At 54.8% G+C, this 23,456-nt stretch carries 35 protein-coding genes and 1 tRNA gene; 32 read left to right on the top strand and 4 right to left on the bottom strand.

The genetic code is table 11. From position 1 onward, the window contains the following. Positions 1-80: 80 nt before the first annotated feature. From rplC to prfA, 30 genes are all read left to right on the top strand, one after another. Complete coding sequence (rplC, locus tag SynBIOSU31_RS02310; protein WP_186491771.1) at positions 81-737, top strand: 50S ribosomal protein L3; 657 nt, start codon at positions 81-83, stop codon at positions 735-737. After that, the gene (gene rplD / locus SynBIOSU31_RS02305) at positions 737-1,372 is read left to right on the top strand and encodes a 50S ribosomal protein L4 (RefSeq protein WP_186491770.1); all 636 of its coding nucleotides are present in this window, start codon (positions 737-739) and stop codon (positions 1,370-1,372) included. The genes rplC and rplD overlap by 1 nt, the downstream gene beginning before the upstream one ends. Further along, a complete protein-coding gene (locus SynBIOSU31_RS02300; protein WP_186491769.1) occupies positions 1,365-1,667 on the top strand; it encodes a 50S ribosomal protein L23 in 303 nt (100 codons plus the stop codon). The genes rplD and SynBIOSU31_RS02300 overlap by 8 nt, the downstream gene beginning before the upstream one ends. 15 nt (positions 1,668-1,682) lie before the next feature. Continuing rightward, the gene (gene rplB / locus SynBIOSU31_RS02295; protein ID WP_186491768.1) at positions 1,683-2,546 is read left to right on the top strand and encodes a 50S ribosomal protein L2; all 864 of its coding nucleotides are present in this window, start codon (positions 1,683-1,685) and stop codon (positions 2,544-2,546) included. Between the two features lie 35 nt (positions 2,547-2,581). Further along, the gene (rpsS, locus tag SynBIOSU31_RS02290) at positions 2,582-2,857 is read left to right on the top strand and encodes a 30S ribosomal protein S19 (protein ID WP_006854824.1); all 276 of its coding nucleotides are present in this window, start codon (positions 2,582-2,584) and stop codon (positions 2,855-2,857) included. A gap of 4 nt (positions 2,858-2,861) precedes the next feature. Further along, positions 2,862-3,227: a 50S ribosomal protein L22 gene (gene rplV, locus SynBIOSU31_RS02285; protein ID WP_186491767.1), complete on the top strand. Its 366-nt coding sequence runs from the start codon at positions 2,862-2,864 to the stop codon at positions 3,225-3,227. A 19-nt stretch (positions 3,228-3,246) separates the two neighbouring features. Next, complete coding sequence (gene rpsC, locus SynBIOSU31_RS02280) at positions 3,247-3,978, top strand: 30S ribosomal protein S3 (RefSeq protein ID WP_186491762.1); 732 nt, start codon at positions 3,247-3,249, stop codon at positions 3,976-3,978. Positions 3,979-3,994: 16 nt separating this feature from the next. Continuing rightward, positions 3,995-4,468 carry a 50S ribosomal protein L16 gene (gene rplP, locus SynBIOSU31_RS02275; RefSeq protein WP_186491761.1) on the top strand — a complete coding sequence of 158 codons (474 nt, stop codon included), beginning with the start codon at positions 3,995-3,997 and terminating at the stop codon, positions 4,466-4,468. Between the two features lie 2 nt (positions 4,469-4,470). Beyond that, positions 4,471-4,680: a 50S ribosomal protein L29 gene (gene rpmC, locus SynBIOSU31_RS02270; RefSeq protein ID WP_186491757.1), complete on the top strand. Its 210-nt coding sequence runs from the start codon at positions 4,471-4,473 to the stop codon at positions 4,678-4,680. 17 nt (positions 4,681-4,697) lie between these two features. After that, positions 4,698-4,964 carry a 30S ribosomal protein S17 gene (gene rpsQ, locus SynBIOSU31_RS02265; protein ID WP_186491756.1) on the top strand — a complete coding sequence of 89 codons (267 nt, stop codon included), beginning with the start codon at positions 4,698-4,700 and terminating at the stop codon, positions 4,962-4,964. Next, positions 4,961-5,326: a 50S ribosomal protein L14 gene (gene rplN / locus SynBIOSU31_RS02260; RefSeq protein ID WP_186491755.1), complete on the top strand. Its 366-nt coding sequence runs from the start codon at positions 4,961-4,963 to the stop codon at positions 5,324-5,326. The genes rpsQ and rplN overlap by 4 nt, the downstream gene beginning before the upstream one ends. 1 nt (position 5,327) lies before the next feature. Further along, positions 5,328-5,684 carry a 50S ribosomal protein L24 gene (gene rplX, locus SynBIOSU31_RS02255; RefSeq protein WP_186491753.1) on the top strand — a complete coding sequence of 119 codons (357 nt, stop codon included), beginning with the start codon at positions 5,328-5,330 and terminating at the stop codon, positions 5,682-5,684. A 49-nt stretch (positions 5,685-5,733) separates the two neighbouring features. Beyond that, positions 5,734-6,273, top strand: a complete 540-nt coding sequence (gene rplE / locus SynBIOSU31_RS02250; RefSeq protein WP_186491752.1) for a 50S ribosomal protein L5 — start codon at positions 5,734-5,736, stop codon at positions 6,271-6,273. A gap of 19 nt (positions 6,274-6,292) precedes the next feature. Next, the gene (gene rpsH / locus SynBIOSU31_RS02245; protein ID WP_186491751.1) at positions 6,293-6,694 is read left to right on the top strand and encodes a 30S ribosomal protein S8; all 402 of its coding nucleotides are present in this window, start codon (positions 6,293-6,295) and stop codon (positions 6,692-6,694) included. 15 nt (positions 6,695-6,709) lie between these two features. Next, entirely contained in the window at positions 6,710-7,249 is a 540-nt protein-coding gene (gene rplF, locus SynBIOSU31_RS02240) for a 50S ribosomal protein L6 (RefSeq protein ID WP_186491750.1), read from the top strand. Positions 7,250-7,282: 33 nt separating this feature from the next. Next, complete coding sequence (gene rplR / locus SynBIOSU31_RS02235) at positions 7,283-7,651, top strand: 50S ribosomal protein L18 (protein ID WP_186491749.1); 369 nt, start codon at positions 7,283-7,285, stop codon at positions 7,649-7,651. A 13-nt stretch (positions 7,652-7,664) separates the two neighbouring features. Then, positions 7,665-8,309: a 30S ribosomal protein S5 gene (gene rpsE / locus SynBIOSU31_RS02230; RefSeq protein ID WP_186491748.1), complete on the top strand. Its 645-nt coding sequence runs from the start codon at positions 7,665-7,667 to the stop codon at positions 8,307-8,309. A 6-nt stretch (positions 8,310-8,315) separates the two neighbouring features. Next, positions 8,316-8,768 (top strand): 50S ribosomal protein L15, encoded by a 453-nt coding sequence (gene rplO / locus SynBIOSU31_RS02225; RefSeq protein WP_186491747.1) that lies wholly within the window; start codon positions 8,316-8,318, stop codon positions 8,766-8,768. Between the two features lie 104 nt (positions 8,769-8,872). Next, positions 8,873-10,192, top strand: a complete 1,320-nt coding sequence (gene secY, locus SynBIOSU31_RS02220; RefSeq protein ID WP_186491746.1) for a preprotein translocase subunit SecY — start codon at positions 8,873-8,875, stop codon at positions 10,190-10,192. A 94-nt stretch (positions 10,193-10,286) separates the two neighbouring features. After that, positions 10,287-10,838: an adenylate kinase gene (locus tag SynBIOSU31_RS02215; protein ID WP_186491745.1), complete on the top strand. Its 552-nt coding sequence runs from the start codon at positions 10,287-10,289 to the stop codon at positions 10,836-10,838. A gap of 47 nt (positions 10,839-10,885) precedes the next feature. Further along, the gene (gene rpmJ, locus SynBIOSU31_RS02210) at positions 10,886-11,002 is read left to right on the top strand and encodes a 50S ribosomal protein L36 (RefSeq protein ID WP_066904998.1); all 117 of its coding nucleotides are present in this window, start codon (positions 10,886-10,888) and stop codon (positions 11,000-11,002) included. A gap of 101 nt (positions 11,003-11,103) precedes the next feature. Continuing rightward, a complete protein-coding gene (rpsM, locus tag SynBIOSU31_RS02205) occupies positions 11,104-11,469 on the top strand; it encodes a 30S ribosomal protein S13 (protein WP_186491743.1) in 366 nt (121 codons plus the stop codon). Between the two features lie 56 nt (positions 11,470-11,525). Beyond that, positions 11,526-11,918: a 30S ribosomal protein S11 gene (gene rpsK / locus SynBIOSU31_RS02200; RefSeq protein ID WP_066904496.1), complete on the top strand. Its 393-nt coding sequence runs from the start codon at positions 11,526-11,528 to the stop codon at positions 11,916-11,918. A 45-nt stretch (positions 11,919-11,963) separates the two neighbouring features. Beyond that, a complete protein-coding gene (locus SynBIOSU31_RS02195) occupies positions 11,964-12,902 on the top strand; it encodes a DNA-directed RNA polymerase subunit alpha (protein WP_186491741.1) in 939 nt (312 codons plus the stop codon). 37 nt (positions 12,903-12,939) lie between these two features. Continuing rightward, a complete protein-coding gene (gene rplQ, locus SynBIOSU31_RS02190) occupies positions 12,940-13,290 on the top strand; it encodes a 50S ribosomal protein L17 (RefSeq protein ID WP_186491738.1) in 351 nt (116 codons plus the stop codon). Between the two features lie 23 nt (positions 13,291-13,313). After that, the gene (gene truA, locus SynBIOSU31_RS02185) at positions 13,314-14,201 is read left to right on the top strand and encodes a tRNA pseudouridine(38-40) synthase TruA (protein WP_370593698.1); all 888 of its coding nucleotides are present in this window, start codon (positions 13,314-13,316) and stop codon (positions 14,199-14,201) included. Between the two features lie 157 nt (positions 14,202-14,358). Beyond that, entirely contained in the window at positions 14,359-14,811 is a 453-nt protein-coding gene (gene rplM / locus SynBIOSU31_RS02180; protein WP_186491737.1) for a 50S ribosomal protein L13, read from the top strand. Beyond that, the gene (gene rpsI, locus SynBIOSU31_RS02175; protein ID WP_186491736.1) at positions 14,808-15,212 is read left to right on the top strand and encodes a 30S ribosomal protein S9; all 405 of its coding nucleotides are present in this window, start codon (positions 14,808-14,810) and stop codon (positions 15,210-15,212) included. Before rplM ends, rpsI begins: the two co-directional genes overlap by 4 nt. An 8-nt stretch (positions 15,213-15,220) precedes the next feature. After that, on the top strand, positions 15,221-15,490 hold the full coding sequence (rpmE, locus tag SynBIOSU31_RS02170) for a 50S ribosomal protein L31 (RefSeq protein ID WP_186491735.1): 270 nt from the start codon (positions 15,221-15,223) through the stop codon (positions 15,488-15,490). Positions 15,491-15,625: 135 nt separating this feature from the next. Beyond that, a complete protein-coding gene (prfA, locus tag SynBIOSU31_RS02165) occupies positions 15,626-16,723 on the top strand; it encodes a peptide chain release factor 1 (RefSeq protein WP_186491734.1) in 1,098 nt (365 codons plus the stop codon). A gap of 11 nt (positions 16,724-16,734) precedes the next feature. Here prfA and SynBIOSU31_RS02160 read toward each other — a convergent pair whose 3' ends face one another. Further along, entirely contained in the window at positions 16,735-17,232 is a 498-nt protein-coding gene (locus tag SynBIOSU31_RS02160) for an HNH endonuclease (RefSeq protein ID WP_186491733.1), read from the bottom strand. A gap of 73 nt (positions 17,233-17,305) precedes the next feature. On the opposite strand from SynBIOSU31_RS02160, the gene alr reads away from it, so the two are divergent. Both alr and SynBIOSU31_RS02150 read left to right on the top strand, forming a co-directional pair. Then, positions 17,306-18,487 (top strand): alanine racemase, encoded by a 1,182-nt coding sequence (gene alr / locus SynBIOSU31_RS02155; protein WP_186491731.1) that lies wholly within the window; start codon positions 17,306-17,308, stop codon positions 18,485-18,487. A gap of 34 nt (positions 18,488-18,521) precedes the next feature. Next, positions 18,522-18,610, top strand: a tRNA-Ser gene (locus tag SynBIOSU31_RS02150). 762 nt (positions 18,611-19,372) lie between these two features. On the opposite strand, the gene SynBIOSU31_RS02145 is transcribed toward SynBIOSU31_RS02150, so the two are convergent. The 3 genes from SynBIOSU31_RS02145 to SynBIOSU31_RS02135 all read right to left on the bottom strand — a co-directional run bounded on the left by SynBIOSU31_RS02145 (position 19,373) and on the right by SynBIOSU31_RS02135 (position 23,418). Beyond that, entirely contained in the window at positions 19,373-20,440 is a 1,068-nt protein-coding gene (locus SynBIOSU31_RS02145; RefSeq protein WP_186491729.1) for a pyruvate kinase, read from the bottom strand. 45 nt (positions 20,441-20,485) lie between these two features. Further along, positions 20,486-22,369, bottom strand: a complete 1,884-nt coding sequence (locus SynBIOSU31_RS02140) for a hypothetical protein (RefSeq protein WP_186491727.1) — start codon at positions 22,367-22,369, stop codon at positions 20,486-20,488. Positions 22,370-23,070: 701 nt separating this feature from the next. Next, positions 23,071-23,418, bottom strand: coding sequence for a hypothetical protein (locus SynBIOSU31_RS02135; RefSeq protein ID WP_255477310.1), 348 nt, complete (start codon positions 23,416-23,418; stop codon positions 23,071-23,073). Positions 23,419-23,456: the final 38 nt, after the last annotated feature.

Genomic DNA, 23,456 nt, shown 5'->3' with positions numbered 1-23,456 from the left:
ATCAGCGCCCTTCAGGCCACAGCTCCAGCAGCGTCAAGTTGCAAAGGCTGAGGTTATTCACGCTGGCGTCATTACCTCCCATGTCCATCGGCATCCTTGGGAAGAAGCTGGGTATGTCCCAATTCTTCGATGAGCAAGGCAAAGCCGTCCCGGTCACCTTGATCGAGGCGGGGCCTTGCCGGATCACCCAACTCAAGACCAGTGAAACTGACGGCTATGCAGCCGTACAGATCGGCTTTGGCGAAATACGCGAAAAGCTGATCAACAAGCCAGCCAAGGGTCACCTCGCCAAATCCGGCGAAGGTCTACTCCGCCACCTGCACGAATATCGCGTTGACGACCTGAATGGTCTCGAGCTGGGTAGCGCCATCACCGTGGGTGATTTCGAGGCAGGCCAGAAGGTCGACGTCAGCGGCGACACCATGGGGCGTGGCTTCGCCGGCTACCAAAAGCGTCATGGCTTCAGCCGAGGTCCGATGACCCACGGCTCGAAGAATCATCGCGAGCCTGGTTCAATCGGTGCCGGCACGACACCTGGTCGCATTTACCCCGGCAAACGGATGGCTGGTCGCTACGGCGGCAAGAAAATCACCACTCGGGCCCTCACGATCCTCAAGGTGGACAGCGACCGCAACCTGCTCGTAGTGAAGGGTTCTGTTCCTGGCAAGCCTGGATCGCTGTTGAACATCCGACCCGCCAATCGTGTGGGTGCAAAGCCCGCCAAAGGAGGTAAGTGATGGCCAATTGTGTTGTTCGTGACTGGCAGGGCAAGGAAGCCGGTAAGGCGTCTCTGGACCTGAAGGTGGCCAAGGAAACCACCGCAGTCGACCTGATGCACCGCGCAGTGCTGCGCCAGCAGGCTCATAGCCGTCAGGGAACCGCCAGCACCCTCACCCGTGCGGAAGTACGTGGTGGCGGACGCAAGCCCTACAAGCAGAAAGGAACCGGTCGTGCTCGTCAGGGATCGATCCGTACTCCTCTGCGTCCCGGTGGCGGCATCGTGTTTGGTCCAAAGCCACGCACCTACAACCTTGCGATGAACCGCAAGGAACGTCGTTTGGCCCTGCGCACCGCGCTGATGGCACGCATCGACGACGTGATTGTGGTGAAGGATTTTGGAACAGCGCTTGAAGCTCCAAAAACCCGTCAAGTCGTTGACGCACTTGGGCGCCTCGGAGTTGCTGCCGACGCCAAGGTTCTGATCGTGCTGAACTCCCCCAATGAGGTTTTGCGGCGTTCTGTTCGCAACCTCGAGAAGGTGAAGCTGATCGCGGCAGACCAGCTCAACGTCTTCGATCTGCTCCACGCCAATTCATTGGTGCTGGGCGAAGAGGCACTCGCAACCATCCAGGAGGTCTACGGAGATGACTGAGCGCTTCACGGGACGCCTGGCGGATGTGATCCGCAGGCCCCTGATTACAGAAAAAGCCACCCGAGCACTGGAACTCAACCAGTACACCTTCGAAGTGGACCACCGAGCTGCCAAGCCAGACATTAAAGCTGCTGTCGAGCAGTTGTTCGATGTCAAGGTCACCGGCGTGAGCACCATGAATCCTCCCCGCCGCAGTCGTCGGATCGGCAAATATGCCGGCAAGCGCTCTCAGGTGAAAAAGGCCGTGGTACGCCTCGCTGAGGGCAACTCCATCCAACTCTTCCCTGAGTCCTGAGGAGTCTGAAACGTCATGGCAATCCGTACCTTCCGTCCCTATACACCCGGCACCCGAACCCGGGTCGTCACTGACTTCAGTGAAGTCACCGGCCGCAAACCGGAACGTTCACTTGTGGGGTCTAAGCACCGCCGCAAAGGACGCAACAACCGCGGTGTGATCACCTGCCGCCATCGTGGCGGTGGCCATAAGCGGCAATACCGCATCGTCGATTTCCGACGCAACAAACTCGGCGTGCCCGCCAAGGTGGCCGCGATTCATTACGACCCGCACCGCAATGCGCGGCTGGCCCTTCTCTTCTACACCGATGGTGAGAAGCGATATATCTTGGCGCCTGCGGGAGTCACCATTGGTCAAACCGTGGTGTCTGGCCCTGAATCTCCCATTGAGATTGGCAATGCCATGCCACTCTCCGACATTCCTCTCGGTTCCAGCGTTCACTGCGTCGAGCTTTACGCCGGTCGCGGTGGTCAAATGGTCCGAACTGCTGGAGCCAGCGCTCAGGTGATGGCCAAGGAGGGTGATTACGTCGCCCTGAAGCTGCCATCCACTGAGGTTCGCCTAGTCCGCCGTGAGTGCTACGCCACCATCGGAGAAGTCGGTAACTCGGAGATCCGCAACACCAGCCTTGGCAAGGCAGGTCGACGCCGCTGGCTTGGACGCCGACCTCAGGTGCGGGGCAGTGTGATGAATCCCTGCGATCACCCTCATGGTGGTGGTGAAGGTCGAGCTCCAATTGGCCGCTCCGGTCCTGTCACTCCTTGGGGCAAGCCTGCTTTGGGCCTCAAGACTCGCAAGCGCAACAAGCCGAGTAACAAGTTCGTCCTCCGCAAACGTCGCAAGACGTCCAAGCGGAGCCGTGGCGGACGCGACTCATGATGCTGCACACCATTCTGTCGTTCGCTTAATCCGCCATGGGACGTTCACTTAAAAAAGGCCCTTTCATTGCCGACAGCCTGCTTCGCAAGGTTGAAAAGCAAAATGCCGCCGATGACAAATCGGTAATCAAGACGTGGTCAAGGGCTTCCACGATCCTGCCGATGATGATCGGCCACACCATTGCAGTTCACAACGGCCGTACCCACGTGCCGGTCTTCGTGACCGAACAAATGGTGGGCCACAAGCTCGGTGAATTCGCACCGACTCGCACCTTCAAAGGCCACATCAAAGACAAGAAAGGAGGCCGCTGAGACCATGACAACGTCATCCCCAACGGCAACTACCGCCCAGGCCCACGGTCGCTTCATCCGCGGTTCCGTATCCAAGGTTCGGCGGGTGCTCGATCAGATCCGCGGTCGCAGTTATCGCGACGCGCTGATCATGCTCGAGTTCATGCCGTACCGCTCCACGGGTCCTATCACCAAGGTTCTGCGTTCTGCAGTGGCCAATGCCGAGCACAACCTCGGACTTGACCCTTCAACCCTGGTGATCTCACAGGCCAGCGCCGACATGGGTCCCTCCATGAAGCGCTATCGCCCCCGAGCCCAAGGTCGTGCATTCGCGATCAAAAAGCAGACCTGCCACATCAGCATTGCTGTGGCACCCCAGACCGACTCCTGACCCCCGAGCACCCCGACTGATGGGACACAAAATCCATCCAACCGGCTTACGCCTGGGGATTACCCAGGAACACCGGTCACGCTGGTACGCACCCAGCAAGAGTTATCCGAGCCTCCTTCAAGAGGACGACCGGATTCGCAAGTTCATCCACAAGAAATATGGCTCCGCAGGTATCAGTGACGTGCTGATCGCCCGCAAGGCAGATCAGCTCGAAGTGGAGCTGAAAACCGCACGCCCCGGTGTGTTGGTTGGACGCCAGGGCAGTGGCATCGAAGAGCTGCGCTCAGGCATTCAGAAAACCGTTGGTGATCTCAACCGTCAGGTTCGGATCAATGTGGTCGAGGTCGAGCGTGTCGATGCTGATGCCTTCCTGCTTGCCGAGTACATCGCTCAACAGCTTGAGAAGCGTGTGGCGTTCCGTCGCACGATCCGCATGGCCGTTCAGCGAGCTCAACGAGCCGGCGTTCTTGGCCTGAAAATCCAGGTTTCAGGTCGCCTCAACGGGGCTGAGATCGCCCGCACCGAATGGACGCGTGAAGGTCGGGTGCCGCTGCACACCCTTCGCGCTGACATCGACTACGCCACCAAGGTCGCCAGCACCACTTACGGGGTGCTCGGCATCAAGGTCTGGGTGTTTAAGGGCGAAGTGCTGGGTGACGAAGCCCAGCAGCAACTGCCTGTGGGGGCATCCCCACGGCGTCGGGCCGGTCGCAGGCCCCAACAGTTCGAAGACCGCTCCAACGAGGGTTGAACAGGAGGCCTGAACCATGCTTAGTCCAAAACGCGTCAAATTCCGTAAGCAGCAACGCGGCCGCATGCGCGGTGTCGCCACTCGTGGCAACACCATCGCCTTCGGCCAGTTCGCTCTGCAAGCACAGGAGTGCGGCTGGATCACCTCGCGCCAGATCGAGGCCAGCCGTCGTGCCATGACCCGCTATGTCAAACGCGGCGGAAAAATCTGGATCAGGATCTTCCCTGACAAGCCAGTCACCATGCGCGCTGCCGAGACCCGAATGGGTTCAGGTAAAGGCAACCCAGAATTCTGGGTGGCGGTGATTAAGCCAGGCAGGATTCTTTTTGAGATGGGGGGTGACGAAATCACTCCTGAAATTGCCAAGGAAGCCATGCGCCTTGCGCAATACAAGCTGCCTGTAAAGACCAAGTTCATCACTCTCGATGAACAGGAGCAGACATCCGGTGCGGAAGCTCCGGCCGCTGCTTCCGCCTCCGTGGAGTCCTGATCATGGCCAATCCCAATGCCTCCGAACTGCGTCAGCTCTCCGATGCAGACATCACAGAGCAGATCGTCGGTCTCCGTCGCGAGCTGTTCGATCTGCGCTTCCAGCAAGCCACCAGGCAGCTGGCCAACACCCACCGCTTCAAGCAGAGCCGCACCAAGCTGGCCCAACTGCTGACGGTGCAGAAGGAGCGCCAAAGCTCCACCGCCTCCTGATCCTTCAATTCATACCCATGGCACTTAAGGAAAGGGTCGGCACCGTCGTCAGCGACAAGATGGACAAAACGGTGGTGGTTGCGGTGGAAAACCGCTTTCCCCACCCCATCTACCAAAAGACGGTTAGCCGTACCACCCGTTACAAAGCTCACGACGAAAACAACAGTGTTCGCGTTGGCGACCGTGTTCGCATCACTGAGACCCGTCCGCTCAGCCGCCACAAGCGCTGGGCCGTCGCCGAAGTGATCAGCCACAGCCAGAAGGCTGAGGAGGTCAACAAATGATTCAGCAGGAATCCTTTCTCACCGTTGCCGACAACAGCGGAGCCAAGCGCATCCAGTGCATCCGCGTGCTGGGAAGCAATCGTCGCTACGCCCATGTGGGCGACGTGATCGTGGCGGCTGTGAAAGACGCCATGCCCAATATGGGCGTGAAAAAGTCTGACGTGGTCAAGGCCGTGGTGGTCCGCACCAAAGCCACACTTCGTCGTGATACCGGCAACTCCATCCGGTTTGACGACAATGCCGCCGTCATCATTAACGATGACAAAAACCCCAAAGGCACCCGCGTCTTTGGGCCTGTGGCCCGCGAATTGCGCGACCGGAACTTCACCAAAATCGTCTCTCTCGCTCCGGAGGTGATCTGAGATGGCAACTGCAACTCCGAAATCCGCCGCAGCGCAGCGCATCAAGATGCGCCTCCGTAAAGGCGACACCGTTCAGGTGATCACTGGGAAGGACAAGGGCAAGACCGGAGAGGTCCTGCGCACTTTGCCCACTGAAAACCGCGTGATCGTGGAGGGCGTGAACATGCGCACTCGCCACGTCAAACCCACTCAAGAGGGTGAAAGCGGTCGAATCGTCACCGAAGAGGCATCACTGCATGCCTCCAACGTGATGATCTATTCCACCGACAAGAAAGTGACCAGCCGAGTCGAGCTGATCACTGAAAAGGACGGCAGCAAAAAGCGTCGCCTCAAGAAAACCGGCGAAGTGATCGACTGATCACCTCGATCCGCCTTCTGACCAAGTCCAGAAGTCTCATTCCCCAGCCATGTCACTGAAACAGCGCTACTGGGAGACCATTCAGCCCAAATTGCTGAAAGATCTCAGTCTCTCCAACGTCCATGAAGTCCCCAAGGTGGTCAAAGTCACCGTCAATAGGGGGCTTGGCGAAGCTGCAGCGAATGCCAAGGCCCTAGAAGCCTCGGTCAACGAACTTGCTCAGATCACCGGCCAGAAAGTGGTGGTGACCCGAGCCAAGAAAGCCATCGCCAGCTTCAAGATCCGCGAAGGCATGCCGATCGGCTGTGCCGTAACTCTGCGCGGTGATCGGATGTACGCATTCCTGGAGCGACTGATCAACCTGGCACTGCCACGCATCCGCGATTTCCGTGGCGTCAGCCCTAAGAGCTTTGACGGACGTGGCAACTACACCCTGGGAGTGAGAGAACAGATCATCTTCCCTGAAATCTCCTTCGACAAAATCGACGCCATCAGGGGCATGGACATCACCATCGTGACCACTGCCCGTTCGGATGAAGAGGGCCGGTCCCTCCTCCGCGAGATGGGAATGCCGTTCCGCAGTAACTGAGCCCTCCTCGGAAAAAACTATGGCCAATCACGACCCTATTTCCGACATGCTTACCCGCATTCGTAATGCGAGTGAGAAACGTCACCAGAGCACGAAAGTACCTGCTTCCCGAATGTCTCGCAGCATCGCCAAAGTGCTGCAACAGGAAGGCTTCATCGCTGAGATCAGCGAAGAAGGCGAGGGAGTCCAGACCAATTTGGTTCTGGAACTCAAGTACAGCGGCAAGAACCGCCAACCCACGATCCGCTCCATGCAGCGGGTGAGCAAGCCAGGCCTGCGCATCTATAAGAACACCCGAGGCCTTCCCAAGGTCCTCGGCGGACTGGGGGTGGCGATCATCTCCACCTCCAAAGGTGTGATGAGCGACCGCGACGCCCGAAAGCAGGGCGTAGGCGGTGAAGTGCTCTGCTACGTCCTTTGATCTGGAGCCACAACCATGTCACGTATCGGTAAATCCCCCATCCCCATCCCTGAAAAGGTGACCGTGAGCCTCAACGGACTCGCTGTCACCGTCAAGGGACCGAAGGGTGAGCTCAAACGCACACTTCCTGAGGGCGTCAGCATCGATCAGGTGGAGAACACCATCGTGTTGTCCCCCACCAGCAGCAAGCGCACCTCCCGCGAGCGCCATGGCCTTTGCCGCGCTCTCGTCAACAACATGATCGTTGGCGTGGAGAGCGGTTTCAGCAAAAGCCTGGAAATCATTGGTGTTGGCTCCAGGGCTCAAGTGAAAGGCACAACCCTTGTTGTCTCGGCTGGTTACAGCCACCCCATCGAGCTTGCAGCTCCTGACGGCATCACCTTCAAAGTTGAGAACAACACCAAGGTGATTGTTTCTGGGATCGACAAGGAATTGGTGGGTAATGAAGCCGCCAAAATTCGCGCCATCCGTCCGCCTGAGCCCTACAAGGGCAAAGGAATCCGGTACGAGGGCGAATGGATCCTCCGCAAGGCAGGCAAGTCGGGCAAAAAGTAATTCACTGCTAGACGCCGTTCTTCTTTATCCAACATGTCGACCCTCTCCCGTAAACAACAGACCCAGAAGCGTCATCGACGCCTGCGTCGTCACCTAAGCGGCACTGCCGGCAAACCCCGCCTGGCCGTATTCCGTTCCAACACTCACATCTATGCCCAGGTCATTGACGATGACGCCCAGAGCACGCTCTGTTCAGCGTCGACCGTTGATAAAGACCTACGCACTAGCCTCAAGGCCAACGGCAACAACTGCAATGCTTCTGTAGCCGTCGGTGAACTGGTGGCCAAGCGCGCTCTCGCCAAGGGCATCCAACAGGTGGTCTTCGATCGCGGCGGCAACCTATACCACGGCCGGGTGAAAGCCCTTGCCGACGCCGCCCGGGAAGCGGGCCTTCAGTTCTGATCCTGCTCTCAACATGACCGATTCCAACACCCAGACCAATCCCAACAACGTGCCCTCGGCGGCCGATGTGCCTGCTGCGGCTGAAGGCCAACAGCAGGAGCAGCGCCGTGGAGGGGGGCGCGACCGTGGTGATCGCCGTGGCGGACGCCGTGGTGACCGACGCAATCAAGAGCGTGACTCCGAATGGCAGGAGCGGGTTGTACAGATCCGCCGCGTGTCTAAAACCGTGAAAGGCGGCAAGAAGATGAGCTTCCGGGCCATTGTTGTTGTCGGAAATGAACGCGGTCAGGTCGGCGTCGGTGTCGGCAAGGCCGGCGACGTGATCGGTGCCGTACGCAAGGGTGTTGCTGACGGCAAGAAGCATCTCGTCAAAGTGCCTCTGACCCGTCACAACTCCATTCCGACCCTGTCCAACGGTCGCGACGGTGCGGCCAGCGTGTTGATTCGTCCCGCAGCTCCTGGTACCGGCGTCATCGCAGGCGGCTCGATTCGCACAGTTCTCGAGTTGGCTGGCATTAAAAACGTGCTGGCTAAACGACTGGGCAGCAAAACCCCTCTGAACAACGCAAGAGCCGCCATGGTGGCTCTCAACAGTCTCCGCACTCACAAGGAGACCGCCAAGGAACGGGGGATCTCCCTCGAGCAGATCTATTCCTGATTCCCCATGACTCTCCGACTCGATTCCCTCAAGCCCAATAAAGGTGCCCGACGCCGCAAACTACGCAAAGGTCGCGGCATCGCCGCCGGCCAAGGTGCGAGCTGTGGCTTCGGCATGCGTGGCCAAAAATCCCGTTCCGGCCGGCCGACCCGCCCTGGATTTGAGGGTGGTCAAATGCCTCTGTACAGGCGAGTGCCCAAGCTGAAGCACTTCACTTTGGTGAATCCAAAGAACTTCACCGTCTTGAATGTGTCAGCACTGAATGAGCTCAAGGCCGGCAGCACTGTCAACCTCGACTCACTGGTCAAGGCTGGCATTGTGACCAGCCCTAAGCACCCTCTGAAAATCCTTGGTAATGGGGAACTCAAGGCCAAGCTCACGGTTCAGGCCGCCGCTTTCACGGCATCAGCTCGAACTAAAATCGAAGCCGCCGGTGGCACCTGCGAACTGCTGGACTGAGATCCATCGATCGACCTCCACGGATCTAATGTCTGCGCCGTCCGCCGGATCATCATCCGCGGACGGCTTTGCTGCTTCAAGCTCAATCACCCAATCTCTGTTCCATGCTCGTCAGTCGGGGACGTAATCCCAGCGCCAGTGAAGTCATCACCCAGCTGGTTCAGAACCCTGAGCTGAGGGGAAGGGTTCTCACAACCCTGGGATTGTTAATGCTGGTGCGGCTCGGCATCTATATCCCGATGCCAGGCATCGACCGTGTCGCTTTCGAGCAGTTCATCCAGCAGGGTGGACAACTGATTGGTTTTCTCGACATCTTCACCGGTGGCGGAATTTCCACCCTGGGGATTTTCGCTCTGGGGATCCTGCCGTTCATCAATGCCTCGATCATCCTTCAGCTGCTCACAGCATCCCTGCCTCAACTGGAAGATCTACAAAAGAATGAGGGAGAAGCAGGTCGCCGCAAACTCGCTCAGATCACTCGCTATGTCGCACTTGGCTGGGGTCTGATTCAGAGCGTGGTCTTCGCCATGATCCTGCGCCCCTATGCAATGGAAGGACTTCCTGTTGGGGTGTTCGTCGTGCAGACGGCCCTTGCTCTAGTCACCGGATCGATGATCGTGATGTGGCTCAGCGAAGTGATCACGGAGCGAGGCATCGGCCAGGGAGCCTCTCTTGTGATCTTCCTGAACATCGTGGCCACCCTGCCTCAGGCCCTCGGTTCCACGATTGAAAAAGCTCAGACCGGTGATCGCAATGATGTGTTTGGGATCGTGATCCTGGTTCTGGTGTTCCTGGTCACGATCGTGGGAATCATCTTTGTGCAGGAGGGACAGCGCCGGCTTCCGATCGTCAGCGCGAAGCGTCAGGTGGGTGGCGGAGCCGTGTTGCCCAATCGGCAGAGCTACCTGCCTCTAAAGCTCAACGCCGGCGGCGTGATGCCGATCATTTTTGCCTCGGCCCTGATTTTTCTGCCGATCACGATCGCCAACTTCAGCCAAAATTCATTTCTGATCAGAGCAGCCACTGCCTTGAATCCAGGCAGCTCAAATCCATGGCCTTATGCCCTGGTGTTCTTCTCCCTGATTCTTGGCTTCTCCTACTTCTATGCATCTCTGACCTTTAACCCTGTGGATGTCGCCAGCAATCTCAAGCGCGGAGGGGTGGCGATCCCAGGGGTCAGGCCTGGAACCGCAACGGCGAATTACCTCGAAGGTGTCAAAAACAGACTCACCCTGCTGGGCGGACTTTTCCTTGGGGCTGTCGCGATCATTCCCTCCGCCGTGGAACGAGCAACCAATGTGCAGACGTTCCAAGGACTTGGAGCCACCTCGCTGCTGATCCTGGTGGGTGTTGCCATTGACACTGCCAAGCAGGTCCAGACCTATGTGATCTCTCAGCGCTACGAGGGAATGGTGCGCCAGTGACACAGCACATTCAGGAAGTCGCTACGAAGCAACACAACCGCAACTGATCTTCCACACCTGAAGATCCCCTTTAACCCAACCACCCAGAACCGCCATGAAACAACGTCTTCTGTTCGTGGGCCCGCCCGGAGCCGGAAAGGGCACACAAGCTGCGCTCCTCTGCGAAAAGCACGGACTTCGTCACCTATCCACCGGCGATCTACTCAGAGCTGAGGTTGCCGCAGGCAGCGACCTCGGCAAGGAGGCAGAAGCCGTGATGAACAGGGGGGAACTAGTCACAGACAGCCTGGTGCTGGCCATCGTTAAGGCACAGCTGTCTGCTCTCAATGGCCAGGGCTGGCTTATGGATGGCTTTCCACGCAACGTGGCCCAGGCCGAAGCGCTGGCGCCGCTGCTCCAGGAACTCAATCAAGCCATTGAGAGCGTCGTATTGCTGGAACTGGATGACTCCGTACTGATTGAGCGACTGCTCGGCCGCGGTCGTGCAGACGACAACGAGGATGTGATCCGTAACCGTCTTGAGGTCTACAAGCAGCAAACAGCTCCCCTAATCAATCATTACAGCAGTCAAAACCTGCTGGTCAGAGTGCAGGCCAACGGCAGTGTTGAAGCCATTGCTGAGAGGATTGAAAGAATTGTTGCTTGACCCACTGTGGTACGGTAGCTGTTTGCAACAATGGAGAGCTTCGCCCCATGAAGGTGCGTTCCTCAGTTAAAAAAATCAGCCCTGACGATCAAATCGTTAAGCGCAGAGGTCGCATCTACGTGATCAACAAGAAGCGCCCTCGCAACAAACAACGCCAAGGCTGAAGCCTCGGTCAGTCGTTTAAGGCAGGGAACCTGACTCTGCCAACCTGAATTGAAGACTTCCCAGGTAATGGAAGTCATTGTCCACCTCGATTAATTGCTCAGTGGCACGGATTGCTGGTGTCGACATTCCCCGCGATAAGCGGATCGAAGTCGCACTCACCTACATCTACGGAATCGGCCCCACCCGGGCCAGAACCATCCTTTCCAAAAGCGGTGTCAACCCCGACATCAGGGTGAAGGATCTTGAGGACGGTGATGTGCAGAAACTGCGCGGTGCCACCGAAGCCTTCACCATCGAAGGTGATCTGCGCCGACAAGAGGGCATGGCCCTCAAGCGCCTCCAGGACATCGGTTGCGTGCGCGGTCGTCGCCATCGAATGAGTCTTCCAGTGCGCGGACAGCGGACACGCACGAACGCACGAACGCGTCGCGGAGCTCGCAAGACCGTGGCCGGCAAGAAGAAATAAGCCACTTCGGCCAATCGGATCCTTCAGTCCCTTAAGACCTCTCCATCTCCAGGCCCATGGCCAAAACAGTCAAAAAATCAGGCCCCAAGAAGGCCAAGCGCAACGTTCCCAACGGCGTTGCCCACATCCAGAGCACCTTCAACAACACGATCGTCTCGATCACCGATACCACCGGAGAAGTGATCTCCTGGTCTTCGGCAGGTGCCAGCGGCTTCAAAGGTGCTCGCAAGGGCACCCCGTTTGCAGCGCAGACTGCAGCCGAAGCAGCCGCTCGCAGGGCTCTAGAGCAGGGCATGCGCCAGATCGAAGTGCTTGTGCGTGGCCCCGGATCAGGTCGTGAAACCGCCATCCGTGCTTTACAAGTTGCAGGTTTGGAAATCACGCTGATCCGAGACGTCACTCCCTTGCCACACAACGGCTGTCGTCGTGCCAAGCGTCGGCGCGTCTAAACCAACGCGTCCCTGTTCAGGTCCCTCTCTCCCCCGCCTCAGACCGTGTTGCAATACCAGATCGACCGTATCGAGCATCAGATCTCTGACGATCGCTCCCAAACCGGTGTCTTTCTCATTGGCCCCCTCGAACGAGGCCAAGCCACAACCCTGGGCAATTCCCTGCGGCGTGTGCTCATGGGCAACCTTGAAGGCACCGCTGTCACTGCAGTCCGGATTGCCGGCGTCAATCACGAGTACGCGACCATTCCCGGAGTTCGGGAAGACGTGCTCGACATCCTGCTGAACTGCAAACAGATCACGGTTAATAGCCGCACCAACGAGTTAGAGATCGGCCGTCTTGTGATTGCCGGTCCCGCAACGGTGAAGGCACGCGATCTCCAGTTCTCCTCGCAGGTTCAGGTGGTGGACGGAGAGCGCGTGATCGCCACAGTGAGCGATGGCTACAGCCTCGAGCTCGAGGTTCATGTCGAGCGCGGTGTGGGCTATCGCCCCGTCGATCGTCACAACGAGGACACCAGTGCTATCGATCTTCTCCAGATCGATTCTGTGTTCATGCCCGTGCAACGGGTGAACTTCACTATTGATGAAACGGCAGTCGCTGAAGGTGGTTCCGCTCGCGAGCGCCTGCGCATGGAAGTGGTGACTGATGGTTCGATCACACCTGACGATGCCATCGCTCAGTCCGCGAACCAGCTGATCGAGCTCTTCCAACCTCTCGCCACCGTCACCATGGTGGAAGAAGTTCAGGCAGAACCTGAGCCCACCGCCGAGGCTCAGATTCCTCTCGAGGAATTGAATCTGTCTGTGCGTGCCTACAACTGCCTGAAGCGCGCTCAGGTCAATTCCGTCTCCGATCTGATGGGCTTCAGCTACGAGGATCTGCTGGAGATCAAGAACTTCGGTTCCAAGTCGGCTGATGAGGTAATTGAAGCGCTTGAAAGGATCGGCATCCAGATCCCTCAGAGCCGCACCAGCGTCTGACTCTTCCCCGCCCCCGTACTGCAGCCCCTCCAGAACCATGCGCCACCAATGTCGAGTCCCAAAGCTGGGACGTCCTGCTGACCAACGCAAAGCCATGCTTCGCGGCCTCACAACACAGTTGATTCGCGAAGGTCGTGTGACCACCACCAAGGCCCGTGCCAAAGCACTGCGTGACGAAACCGAAAGGATGATCACTCTCGCTAAGGAGGGCAGCCTTGCCTCACGGCGCAGGGTTCTTGGATACGTGTACGACAAGCAACTTGTGCATGCCCTGTTCGACAAAGCTCCCGATCGCTACGGCGATCGCAAAGGTGGCTACACCCGCATCACTCGCACTGTGCGCCGTCGCGGGGACAATGCTGAGATGGCCATTATCGAACTGGTCTAAAAACCAGCGCCAGCATCACACAAATCACCATCCCGGACTCCTCGGCTGATTCTGTTGGCATCCGTCCCAAACGGATTGCCCTCAGTCTCCAGTACGAGGGGTCTTCGTTTTGTGGATGGCAACGTCAAGCCAACGGCACCAGTGTGCAATCGGTGCTCGACAAGGCGATCTCAGCGCTCGAACCCCATCGGCAGATACGGACCGTGGCTGCAGGGCGAACCGATGCTGGCGTGCATGCATCCGGCCAGGTGGTGCATTTCGACAGTTGCGGACCCATTCCAGCCAGCCGCTGGGCACCGGCTCTCAATGGCCGTTTGCCGTCCACGATCCGGGTACGAGAAGCAGTGGAGCGTCCGCTTGAATGGCATGCGTGCTACTCCGCCAGCTACCGGCGCTACCGGTACACCCTTTACAACGGACGAAGGCCAAATCTGTTTCTTGCTCCCTGGAGCTGGCATCGCTACCAGAGACGACTGGATGAACAGGCGATGGAACAGGCACTTCATGGCTTGCTGGGACGTCATGACTTCGCAGCGTTCCAACGCGCAGGCAGCCGAAGATCCCATTCGCGCACAACAGTCCAGGACGTCTCCATCCAACGGCATGGAGACCTGATCCATTTTGAAATACAGGCCAGTGGTTTTCTTTATGGAATGGTGCGTCTGCTGACGGGCCAGCTGGTGGCTGTGGGAGAGCACCGATTGACCCCAGAGCACTTTGAACGCCGTTGGAGAGAGCTTCGCCGGAATGAAGTGAAGGACGGAGCACCGCCGCAGGGACTCTGCCTGCTGCGTGCTGGTTATCCAGAGACGATTTTCAGCAAGGGCGGCTGGTACGATTGTCAACCGACGTTTTTTCTGGCCTCAGAGGATCCACCACCGGATCCTCCCCAATGGCCAATCAGTACCTGAGCAGTCGATTCCACTCATTTGATTCGATCAGTGAGGAGAACCACCGACAGGTAAAGTCGATCTTTGAGCTCCGTACAGCACGCCACGGCGTGGTTGAAGCTCCCTGCCCAGCTTCGTCGCTTGCGACGGGGCACAACCGAACCGGCATGCCGGCGCGATGAACAAGACCTCCGTCCCCTCCATCGATTCAATCGACCGCCAGTGGTATCTGGTGGACGCTGAGAATCAAACCCTTGGCCGCTTAGCGACCGAAGTGGCTTCCGTGCTTCGCGGCAAGAACAAAGCCAGCTACACCCCGCATCTCGACACCGGCGATTTTGTCGTTGTCGTCAATGCCGACAAGGTGAAGGTAAGTGGCAGCAAGCCGCAACAGAAGCTGTATCGCCGGCATTCCGGACGCCCCGGTGGGATGAAGGTGGAGACCTTCGCCCACCTCCAGGAGCGTCTTCCTGAGCGAATCGTTGAAAAAGCGATCAAGGGGATGCTTCCCCACAACGCTTTGGGTCGCCAGATGTTTCGCAAACTGAAGGTGTACAAGGGTACGGATCATCCACATTCCGCCCAGCAGCCTCAGCCCCTGCAGCTTGATCCCGCCGCTTCCGCCAAATGAGCACGTCCAATTCCGTCGTCTATTGGGGCACCGGTCGTCGTAAGACCTCAGTCGCCCGAGTCCGCCTGATCCCCGGCAACGGCACGATCACCATCAATGGCCGTCCTGGTGATAACTATCTCAACTACAACCCTGCCTACATCGCTGCTGTCAAGGCGCCTTTACAGACGCTGGGTCTGATCACCGAGTACGACGTGCTCGTCAACGTGAGAGGTGGTGGTCTCACCGGACAAGCCGATGCCATCAAACAGGGCGCAGCCAGGGCTCTGTGCGAGCTCTCTCCGGATAACCGCAAGCCTCTCAAAACGGAAGGTCACCTCAGCCGTGACCCACGGGCCAAGGAGCGTCGCAAGTACGGCCTCAAGAAAGCCCGCAAAGCTCCCCAGTTCTCCAAGCGCTGATCCCTGCCATGCCCAAGCCCGACATTCATCCAACCTGGTACCCCGATGCCAAGGTGATTTGCAACGGAGAAGTGGTCATGACCACTGGTTCCACCCAGCCCGAAATCCATGTGGACGTCTGGAGCGGAAACCATCCGTTCTTCACCGGTACCCAGAAGATCCTCGACACCGAAGGACGAGTGGATCGCTTCATGCGCAAGTACGGCATGGGCAGCACCGCCAGTGTCAACGAAGAGAAACAAGCTCCCGCCAAGGACGAGGCTAAGGCAGAAGCCTGATGCTCTCTGGAATCGACGCACAAGCGATCGATTGCCACGATTGTTGCCCCCGAATGCAGACATTGCTCTGCCTTCGGGGCTTTTTTCTGACAGCACATCACCGTCTGGTCCTTTCCCGACCATGCTTCTGAAGCAATGGACTCCTCAACTCTGATTAGCCGTCTTGAGGCCGCGACCAGCAGTTTCCACAATCTGGAACGCCAGCTCGCTGACCCTGACGTGGCATCGGATCCAGAGCGCCTGCAGTCGGTGGCCAAGGAGCGCTCGCGTCTTGAACCTCTGGTCGTCGACTACACCAGCTTGCAAAACGTTCTTCATGAAAGAGAACAGGCGCGAACTCTGGTGCGAGAAAGCCGCGGCGACGCCGAGATGGAAGAACTCGCTCAGCTAGAACTGCACTCTCTGGAGGAACGTCATGACGAGCTGATCCAACGGCTGACGCTGGCACTGCTACCCAAGGACCCCCGCGATCAACGCAGCGTGATGCTGGAAATCAGAGCCGGTGCAGGCGGCGATGAAGCCTCACTGTGGGCTGGAGATCTTGCCCGTATGTATGAGCGTTTCAGCAGCCGACGCGGTTGGATAGTCCAGCCCGTAAGCGCTAACGAAGCCGACCTTGGCGGCTACAAAGAACTGATCCTTTCCGTGAAAGGTGATGCCGTCTTCAGCGAATTGAAATTCGAAGCCGGTGTGCATCGCGTGCAGCGGGTCCCTGCCACCGAATCCCAGGGACGTGTGCACACCTCCACGGCGACGGTCGCTGTGATGCCAGAAGCCGATCCCGTTGAAGTTCAGATTGAACCCGGAGATCTTGAGATCAGCACAGCGCGATCGGGAGGAGCCGGTGGTCAGAACGTGAACAAAGTAGAAACCGCTGTTGACCTGCTTCACAAACCAAGCGGCATCCGGGTGTTCTGCACGCAGCAACGCTCTCAGCTGCAGAACCGTGAACGGGCCATGGAGATTCTGCGAGCCAAGCTTTACGAGCGCCAACTCGCCGAAGCAAATCAACGGGAGAGTTCAGCACGACGCTCCCAGGTGGGTACGGGCGATCGCAGCGAAAAAATCCGTACCTACAACGCCAAAGACAACAGGGTCACCGACCATCGCCTAGGCAGGAATTTCAGTCTTGAGTCCGTTCTTCAAGGACAGATGGAAGATGTGATCGGTGCCTGTGTTGCTGAGGAACAGCGCAGCAAACTGGAGCAACTCAGTCAACAGACCGACGATTGATCAAAAACGGATCAGGCGCCGATCACGTATTTGGCCCACTCACTGTGACGACCTGAGTCGATCTGACGCACGGCCTCGAAACTCAAACTGCTGAGCGGACAACGCGGCACACGTTTGAGAGGCATGTCGGCTTCAGAAGGGGTACGGCTGGCCTTGCGGACATTGCAACTCGTACAGGCCGTAGTCACGTTGTCCCAGGCATCGGTTCCACCGCGGCTGCGGGGGATCACATGGTCAATGGATAAGAGTTCGCGGCTACCGCAGTACTGACAGGTGTGATTGTCTCGCTGAAACACATTGCGTCGTGTCATGGGCACTTGCCGAAAGGGGACTCGCACGAATTGACGCAGACGGATCACGGTCGGCAGAGGCATGTCACTGCGAACAAGGTGTTTGGAATCGTGTTCCAGACCCTCAGCTTTCCCCTTGATCATCATCACAACGGCACGACGCCAAGTGGTGATGTTCAACGGCTCATAGGACGCATTGAGAACGAGAACCTGGCCCATGCCAGCTCCCTGATTACACGGCATGCTATCGGGGTCACAAGGGCAGCTTTGTGACCTTCACTACCCAGTCCCAATGCCAGACCTGTCCGCTGATCGTCAAAGCCCCTTCGGCCCTGAGACGGCTGCTGGTGCTGACCCGCGACAGCGAGCCTGGATGGAGGTGTCCGCCTCAGCCGTTGAACACAACGCCAGAGCGTTGAAGCGTGTGCTGGCATCAGACTGCGCCCTAATGGCGGTCGTCAAGGCTGACGGCTACGGGCATGGAGCCGAAACAGTGGCCAGGGCAGCCATCTGCGGTGGTGCGACCAGCCTGGGAGTCGCCACCCTGCAGGAGGGAATCGAGCTACGGAGCGCCGGACTAGAGCTGCCCGTCCTCGTGCTGGGCAATCTCACCCAACCCGAAGAGCTGCGTGCCTGCCTGCACTGGCAACTGATGCCCACATTGAGCAGCATGCGCGAGGCACTTCTTTGCCAGAACCTTGCCAATGGCAGCGGCCGTCAGTTCACGGTGCAGCTCAAGCTTGACACCGGCATGACTCGGCTCGGCTGCGATTGGCAAGACGGCGAACGCCTGACCGAGGCGATCCTGCAACTCGATCAATTGAACCTGGGTGGGGTCTACAGCCATCTCGCTCTGGCCGATGGCGAGCTTGCAGGCCATGCCGAACAAATCACGCGCCTGCAGCAGGAGCGTTTCGAGGCTGTGACGCGCAAGCATCGACAGCATGGTTTACAGCGACATCTAGCTAATTCAGCAGGCACCCTTCGGGACCCATCACTGCATCTCGATCAGGTGAGAGTGGGATTGGCTCTCTATGGCCATGCCCCAAGTGCCTATCTCGAGCAGAACCTGGATCTTCAACCGGCAATGACCGTGAAGGCTCGGGTCAGCCTGATCCGTGAGGTCGCAGCAGGTGTGGGGGTGAGCTACGGCCACCGCTTCGTCACCAGTCGGCCCAGTCGGCTGGCCGTGATCGGTATCGGCTACGCCGATGGCGTCAGCCGCTGCCTATCAGGGCAAATTCACGCCCTGCATCGAGGCCAGCCCCTTCCTCAGGTTGGTGCGATCACCATGGACCAATTGATTCTGGATGTCACCGACCATCCCGATCTTGAAAGCGGAGATGTCATCACACTTCTCGGACAGGACGATCATCAGGTGATCCGCCCTCAGGATTGGGCGGATCTGTCAGGTTCCATTCCCTGGGAAGTGTTGTGCAGCTTCAAGCACCGCCTGCCGCGACTGGTGGTCTGAACGGGCACCCTCTTGATAGGGTGGGTGGGCCGCTGGAGAGGTGGCTGAGTGGTTGAAAGCGGCTCCCTGCTAAGGAGTTACAGGAGGCAACTTCTGTCGAGGGTTCGAATCCCTCCCTCTCCGCTTCAAGGTGGTTTCTAACCTCCCCATTGCGTCCCAAACCAACTGTGACGCAATGGATCCTTTAAATTTAAATCCTAGAAATTCCTGCAAATTCGAACAACGCGTCGATTCGATGTTGTGGGATACAAGGGGTTTATTAATTCCTTGAGATCCCCCCCCTCCGAACAGGAACTGAAGGGACTGAAGGCAGATGCCAAGCTCAAGGGGCGGGTCATAGGTGAGCTGAGCCTTAAGGCACCTCAACCCGAGAGGAAGGCAGGAGTTGCCTCCACGTACAAGTGGGTCTGACTCAGTAAGGCACTTGGGTTGGAAGAGGCAAAGGTTGCCCCCAAGGAACAGAGATCGATGCAGTGCAGGAGGATGTAGCGCACTCTCCTCTGTGAGAAGCTCCTGATCAAGGATTATCTCCTGATCAATTACGTCGACAAGTCAGGCAACGCCACTAGGAGGCGTATCCGTGTTGAGGAGGTCTATGCATATGGCGACAGAACCTATGTACTTAATGTCTGCTAGGTTCCGAAGCGGCTGAAACATTTGCGCCTGCGAACCAAATCAGCTGGACTTATGCAAATACAGCAATTGCAGCGCTCAACTAAATCGTGAATATACAAATTCCGATTTCAATGAACGATACAAATGCAAATAAACAATGAATATAATGGATAAAACCAGCATTAGTCACTTAACAGCGAGATCAGCATTACAACAAATCTTCTCAAATCGCAAGTTGTGCGAGCAAAGTGAACTTTCAGGCGAATCAATTCAAAGCCATTGATACAGCTCATTACCGACCAAAGAAGGAGCCGGCAAGGGGAGCTCAGCCAATCCAAGCAATCCGTCTTTTTGAAGCTTATAAATGTCTATTATGTATTTAGTTAACGCAACTGACGGTACTGGATGTTTCCCAATTGCAGCTTCGGCAGCTAACACAATTCCACTAACACCTCTTTCCAGCAGATTAAACAAGTCCGATATCTCAGCGCGCGAAGGAACAGGCGAATCCATCATGCTATCAAGGATATTAGTTGCTATGTAGACAGGCTTTTGGAAGGCTGAGGCTACTTTCAATACATTGTTAACTGCCATAGGCACCATTGGAATAGTAATGCTTCGGCTCAAATCGCCTCTGTCGACGAGAATAGCGTCCGAGACCTCCAGTACATCGTGCAAATTTGCAAGTGCCAGCCTTGTCTCTATCTTTGAAACAATTGGAATATCCCCAGGGACCAAAGATCTAACCTCTAAAACATCTTCTGCAGAAGAAATAAAGGAAGCATAGATTTTCTTGCAACCCCGAGAAATTGAATATTGAATAGCCTTTCTATCAAATAGAGTCAAACAATTCATCTTCAAATCTTTACCAGATACATCAATAGCTCTATTCAATAGAATCTTTCCAGATGCAACAACTTCCATATTGAAAGCTAAGCCATCTGTCTGGTGGCAAACCCTTAGAGCAAGACCACCAAAGTCAACTTTTAGTATGTCGCCAGCAGAAATTTGAGAAACAACTTCTGGATGATTAACTAATAAAAAATCTCCTTGAAAATGCTCAGGAACATGCTGACCAAAGAATACAGACAAAATGGTCCCGATCTGTAAAACAGGAGTAGAGATACGGAAACCAATCAATCGGAGCTGAGCTCCCTGGGTATCTATACAAGGTAAAATATTATTATCGAGCAGAATATCATAATATTTGGCCAAAGACGTTGAGTCAGAGTGTGAAAGATTAATCCTGAAATCTTCTGCACCAGCCTCAACCATTCCTCTTAGCGATTCAGCACTAAGAGACCCAGGGCCAACAGTTACAACAATCTTGCAAACCATGTGGATTAAAAGACTAATGAAAGATTAGCATGCACGAGCAAGATACTATTTCATTGAAAAAATTTCCTCGAAAGAGAAAAGCACATCTGAAGGGAGATTATCAACTGAAATCAGATCAGCACTATCTGCATTTTTACGAATAACACTCCATCCATTATGTACGGCAACATGCTCCTTAAGCTCCAACCAAAATAAAGAAAACCGAGAATCAACTTTCGAATTTACAGGAGCGGTCAACTTCGAAACATATCTGTATATAGCATTTGCCTCGTCATCAAAATAAATAAATTCAAAAGGCTTGCCTGGATAAAAAATAATTGAAATTTTTGAAAGATTTTCTGAATAGCATGAATGATGCAACGAAGCATCACTAAATCCTGCAAGCTTATGAATACAGCTGAACAAAGAGAAATGTGCAAATCTCTGTTCAGCAAAAGAGGCGTCCTTGCACTCAATATTTGCATCTAAATAATTAGAAGAAATAGCGAAAAGTGGCGTATGCTTCTCGAATAGAGAAGCATACTGGTCTTCAGTCTCTGGAAAATTAGAGCCATGATCACTGACAAACATAATCAAATGCTCCTCTATTGGAATATATTTAAGACTAGACTGTAAAATTAAATCCACCGCATTCGCTGCTGATGCAATTTGCGCTTGATAGATTGAAAATGCTGATTTTTTTTCTGATGAACAATTAACCTTCGGCCCAGTATCATACGAAAGCCCGGAATTCATTAAGCTAGTTGAACTCAAATACTTTGTCGCACCCAAAGGCAAAACCGAACTATTCATGGGATGATGAGTATCCATAATGTTAACCCAATGAATTGACGATGACTGGCCAGCAATATCAATTTGCTTTAACGATTGTGATACAACATCATAAATATCAATCTCATTCGAGTCAGCAGTAATACTATGAGCAAAAATGTTATTTAAACCATGGTGCGTATTCATCCTCCAATTTCTCCCTGAAATAAAAGAGTTGTATTCTTGCAAAATCTCTTTAAGGTAGTTATTATTTTCTTTTGAGCGACTGATCAGTGAGTTAATAGGATGATGTCCACGAAAGCCTGGATGATAAATTTTATGCACCCAATATGGTTGCATTGAAAACATCGATACAGCAGCGGGAAAAGTCCAGTTACTTGTGGATGTAAATTTTGAGGCGGTGATCTTATACTTGGAGAATAAATCTGCAATAGGGTTTCTAAGAATTAACTGATCTGAATACAGCAGAGGCTTTAAGCAAGTTTCATAAGATATATTATCCAAATAAACTACAAAGATTCTCTTTGGTTTTTTTGATTTATTGCCTTTGGACAGTTGATTTGCTTTGTTATTTTTATATAATCCAATTTCCGACCTCAAAATGACACAATCTTTATATTTAAGTTGAATTACTTCATCTACGCAATTTTCTTGGTGCTGAATTCTGCCCTGAAAAGCCTTAGCGAATGATACCTCTGAAGTATTTTGGCGTTGGTCTCGCAGCATTAATAACGCACTATTTACGGTATCTAAAGATTCTCGAAAATAAAAGGCTGTATTAAATATGTCTTGAGATTTTTTCTTAAGATTAATAAGTGCATTAAAATAACAAGATAAGTAAAAAAGCTGCTTGTAAATACTGTTTTTCGGAACTACTGCGTAGCAAAATCTTTCCCCCGGATAAATTTCCAAGCTTGTAGATATAGACCACACTTTAAAGGCTTCAAAATTGCCATTATTTTTAACCGTATAATTAATTGATTTTCCGTCAACAATTAATGAGCCAGTATTAGAAAAGTAGCCTACTTTAGACAGCAGCTTTCTCGGCAAAGCCCTGAAAATAGTTGGATATCGATTTAAGACTGTTTGCTCGTATGAATCATATATTGCAATCGCAGTAGCGATTGATTTAAGCAATAATTTAGAAAAAAATAGCACTTCCGGTTGATGAAAATTATTATTACTTTATCATATTCCCACGAAAGCAGCAAAAGCAAGGCCAGGGTATACCTCAGAAACCACACCAAGCTGGCGTCAAGTCCAAGACTAAGAGTGACTAGCAAGCAAAGCTCTCAACTAGGATTCAGCAATGAGGAGCTATACGCCAAGAAGAAGGCATACCTGCAGATCTTCCCCAATTAAATGAAAGCAACCATGCCCTGGCTGGCTCATATGAGACTAAATAATGATGAATATCGGCGATCTAAGATTAACTTTGTCATTGGCGAATGCACTCCGATACAAAGCCCTAGCGTTGAATCAGCAGGCACCACATGAAACATGACGGGAAGCAATACATATTTTTTACTTGGCAATATCGATGTCCCCAAAAAACATCAAAACGGAACAATAAATGGAGGAGTCGTTCCAGCTAATTTCCGAATCTAGGGCAATTTTTATGCCTAACCGAATACAAGGGATATGTTTTTGGGGACACCTCCGAAGTCCTTTAGCTGCTTTGGAACCCAGAGGCAGCGGAGATACAAGCGATACGTTTGGCCATCATGTTATCCAGAAAAACCTGAGATCAATAAGGGCCTTCTAGCCCCAGGACTCCTCAAGAGTCCCGACTCAGTATTGAAACAGTCATGACAAGCCTTGCCTCAGATGTAAATCAACCCAATTTGAGAGATGAACTCTCACCAGGATCGACAAGAACGTAGTGAGATTTGGGAAAAGCCAGTCCCCAAGCTCCCCGCAGCCCAACGACTCGAACAGCTCCAGCGTCGCAGAACTAAAACGTATGTTGCGGGGTTGCTGCCCTTGCCCAGCCGCCGAACTTTGCCACCGCCGTCTAGCGGCTCGATGGCTTCCCTGCGGAGGCGGCACAGCTCGAACACACGGCAACAGAGCAAATAAGACCCGCGGAACATCACGTAGTGACGCGCTGCGATGGCTGCCCCCTTTACCTTCGCGGCCCTGATTAGACCCGGGAATGATGTCAGATCAGACTCAGCCAGCGGTTGGGCCAGATTTGGTGCCGCCATTCCTGTTCTTTGGGGGATTGGGTTCCGCGGCACTCCTG

The sequence above is a fragment of the Synechococcus sp. BIOS-U3-1 genome (assembly GCF_014279975.1).
Lineage (GTDB): Bacteria > Cyanobacteriota > Cyanobacteriia > PCC-6307 > Cyanobiaceae > Synechococcus_C.
This window is presented reverse-complemented; position numbering and strand designations above follow the sequence as displayed.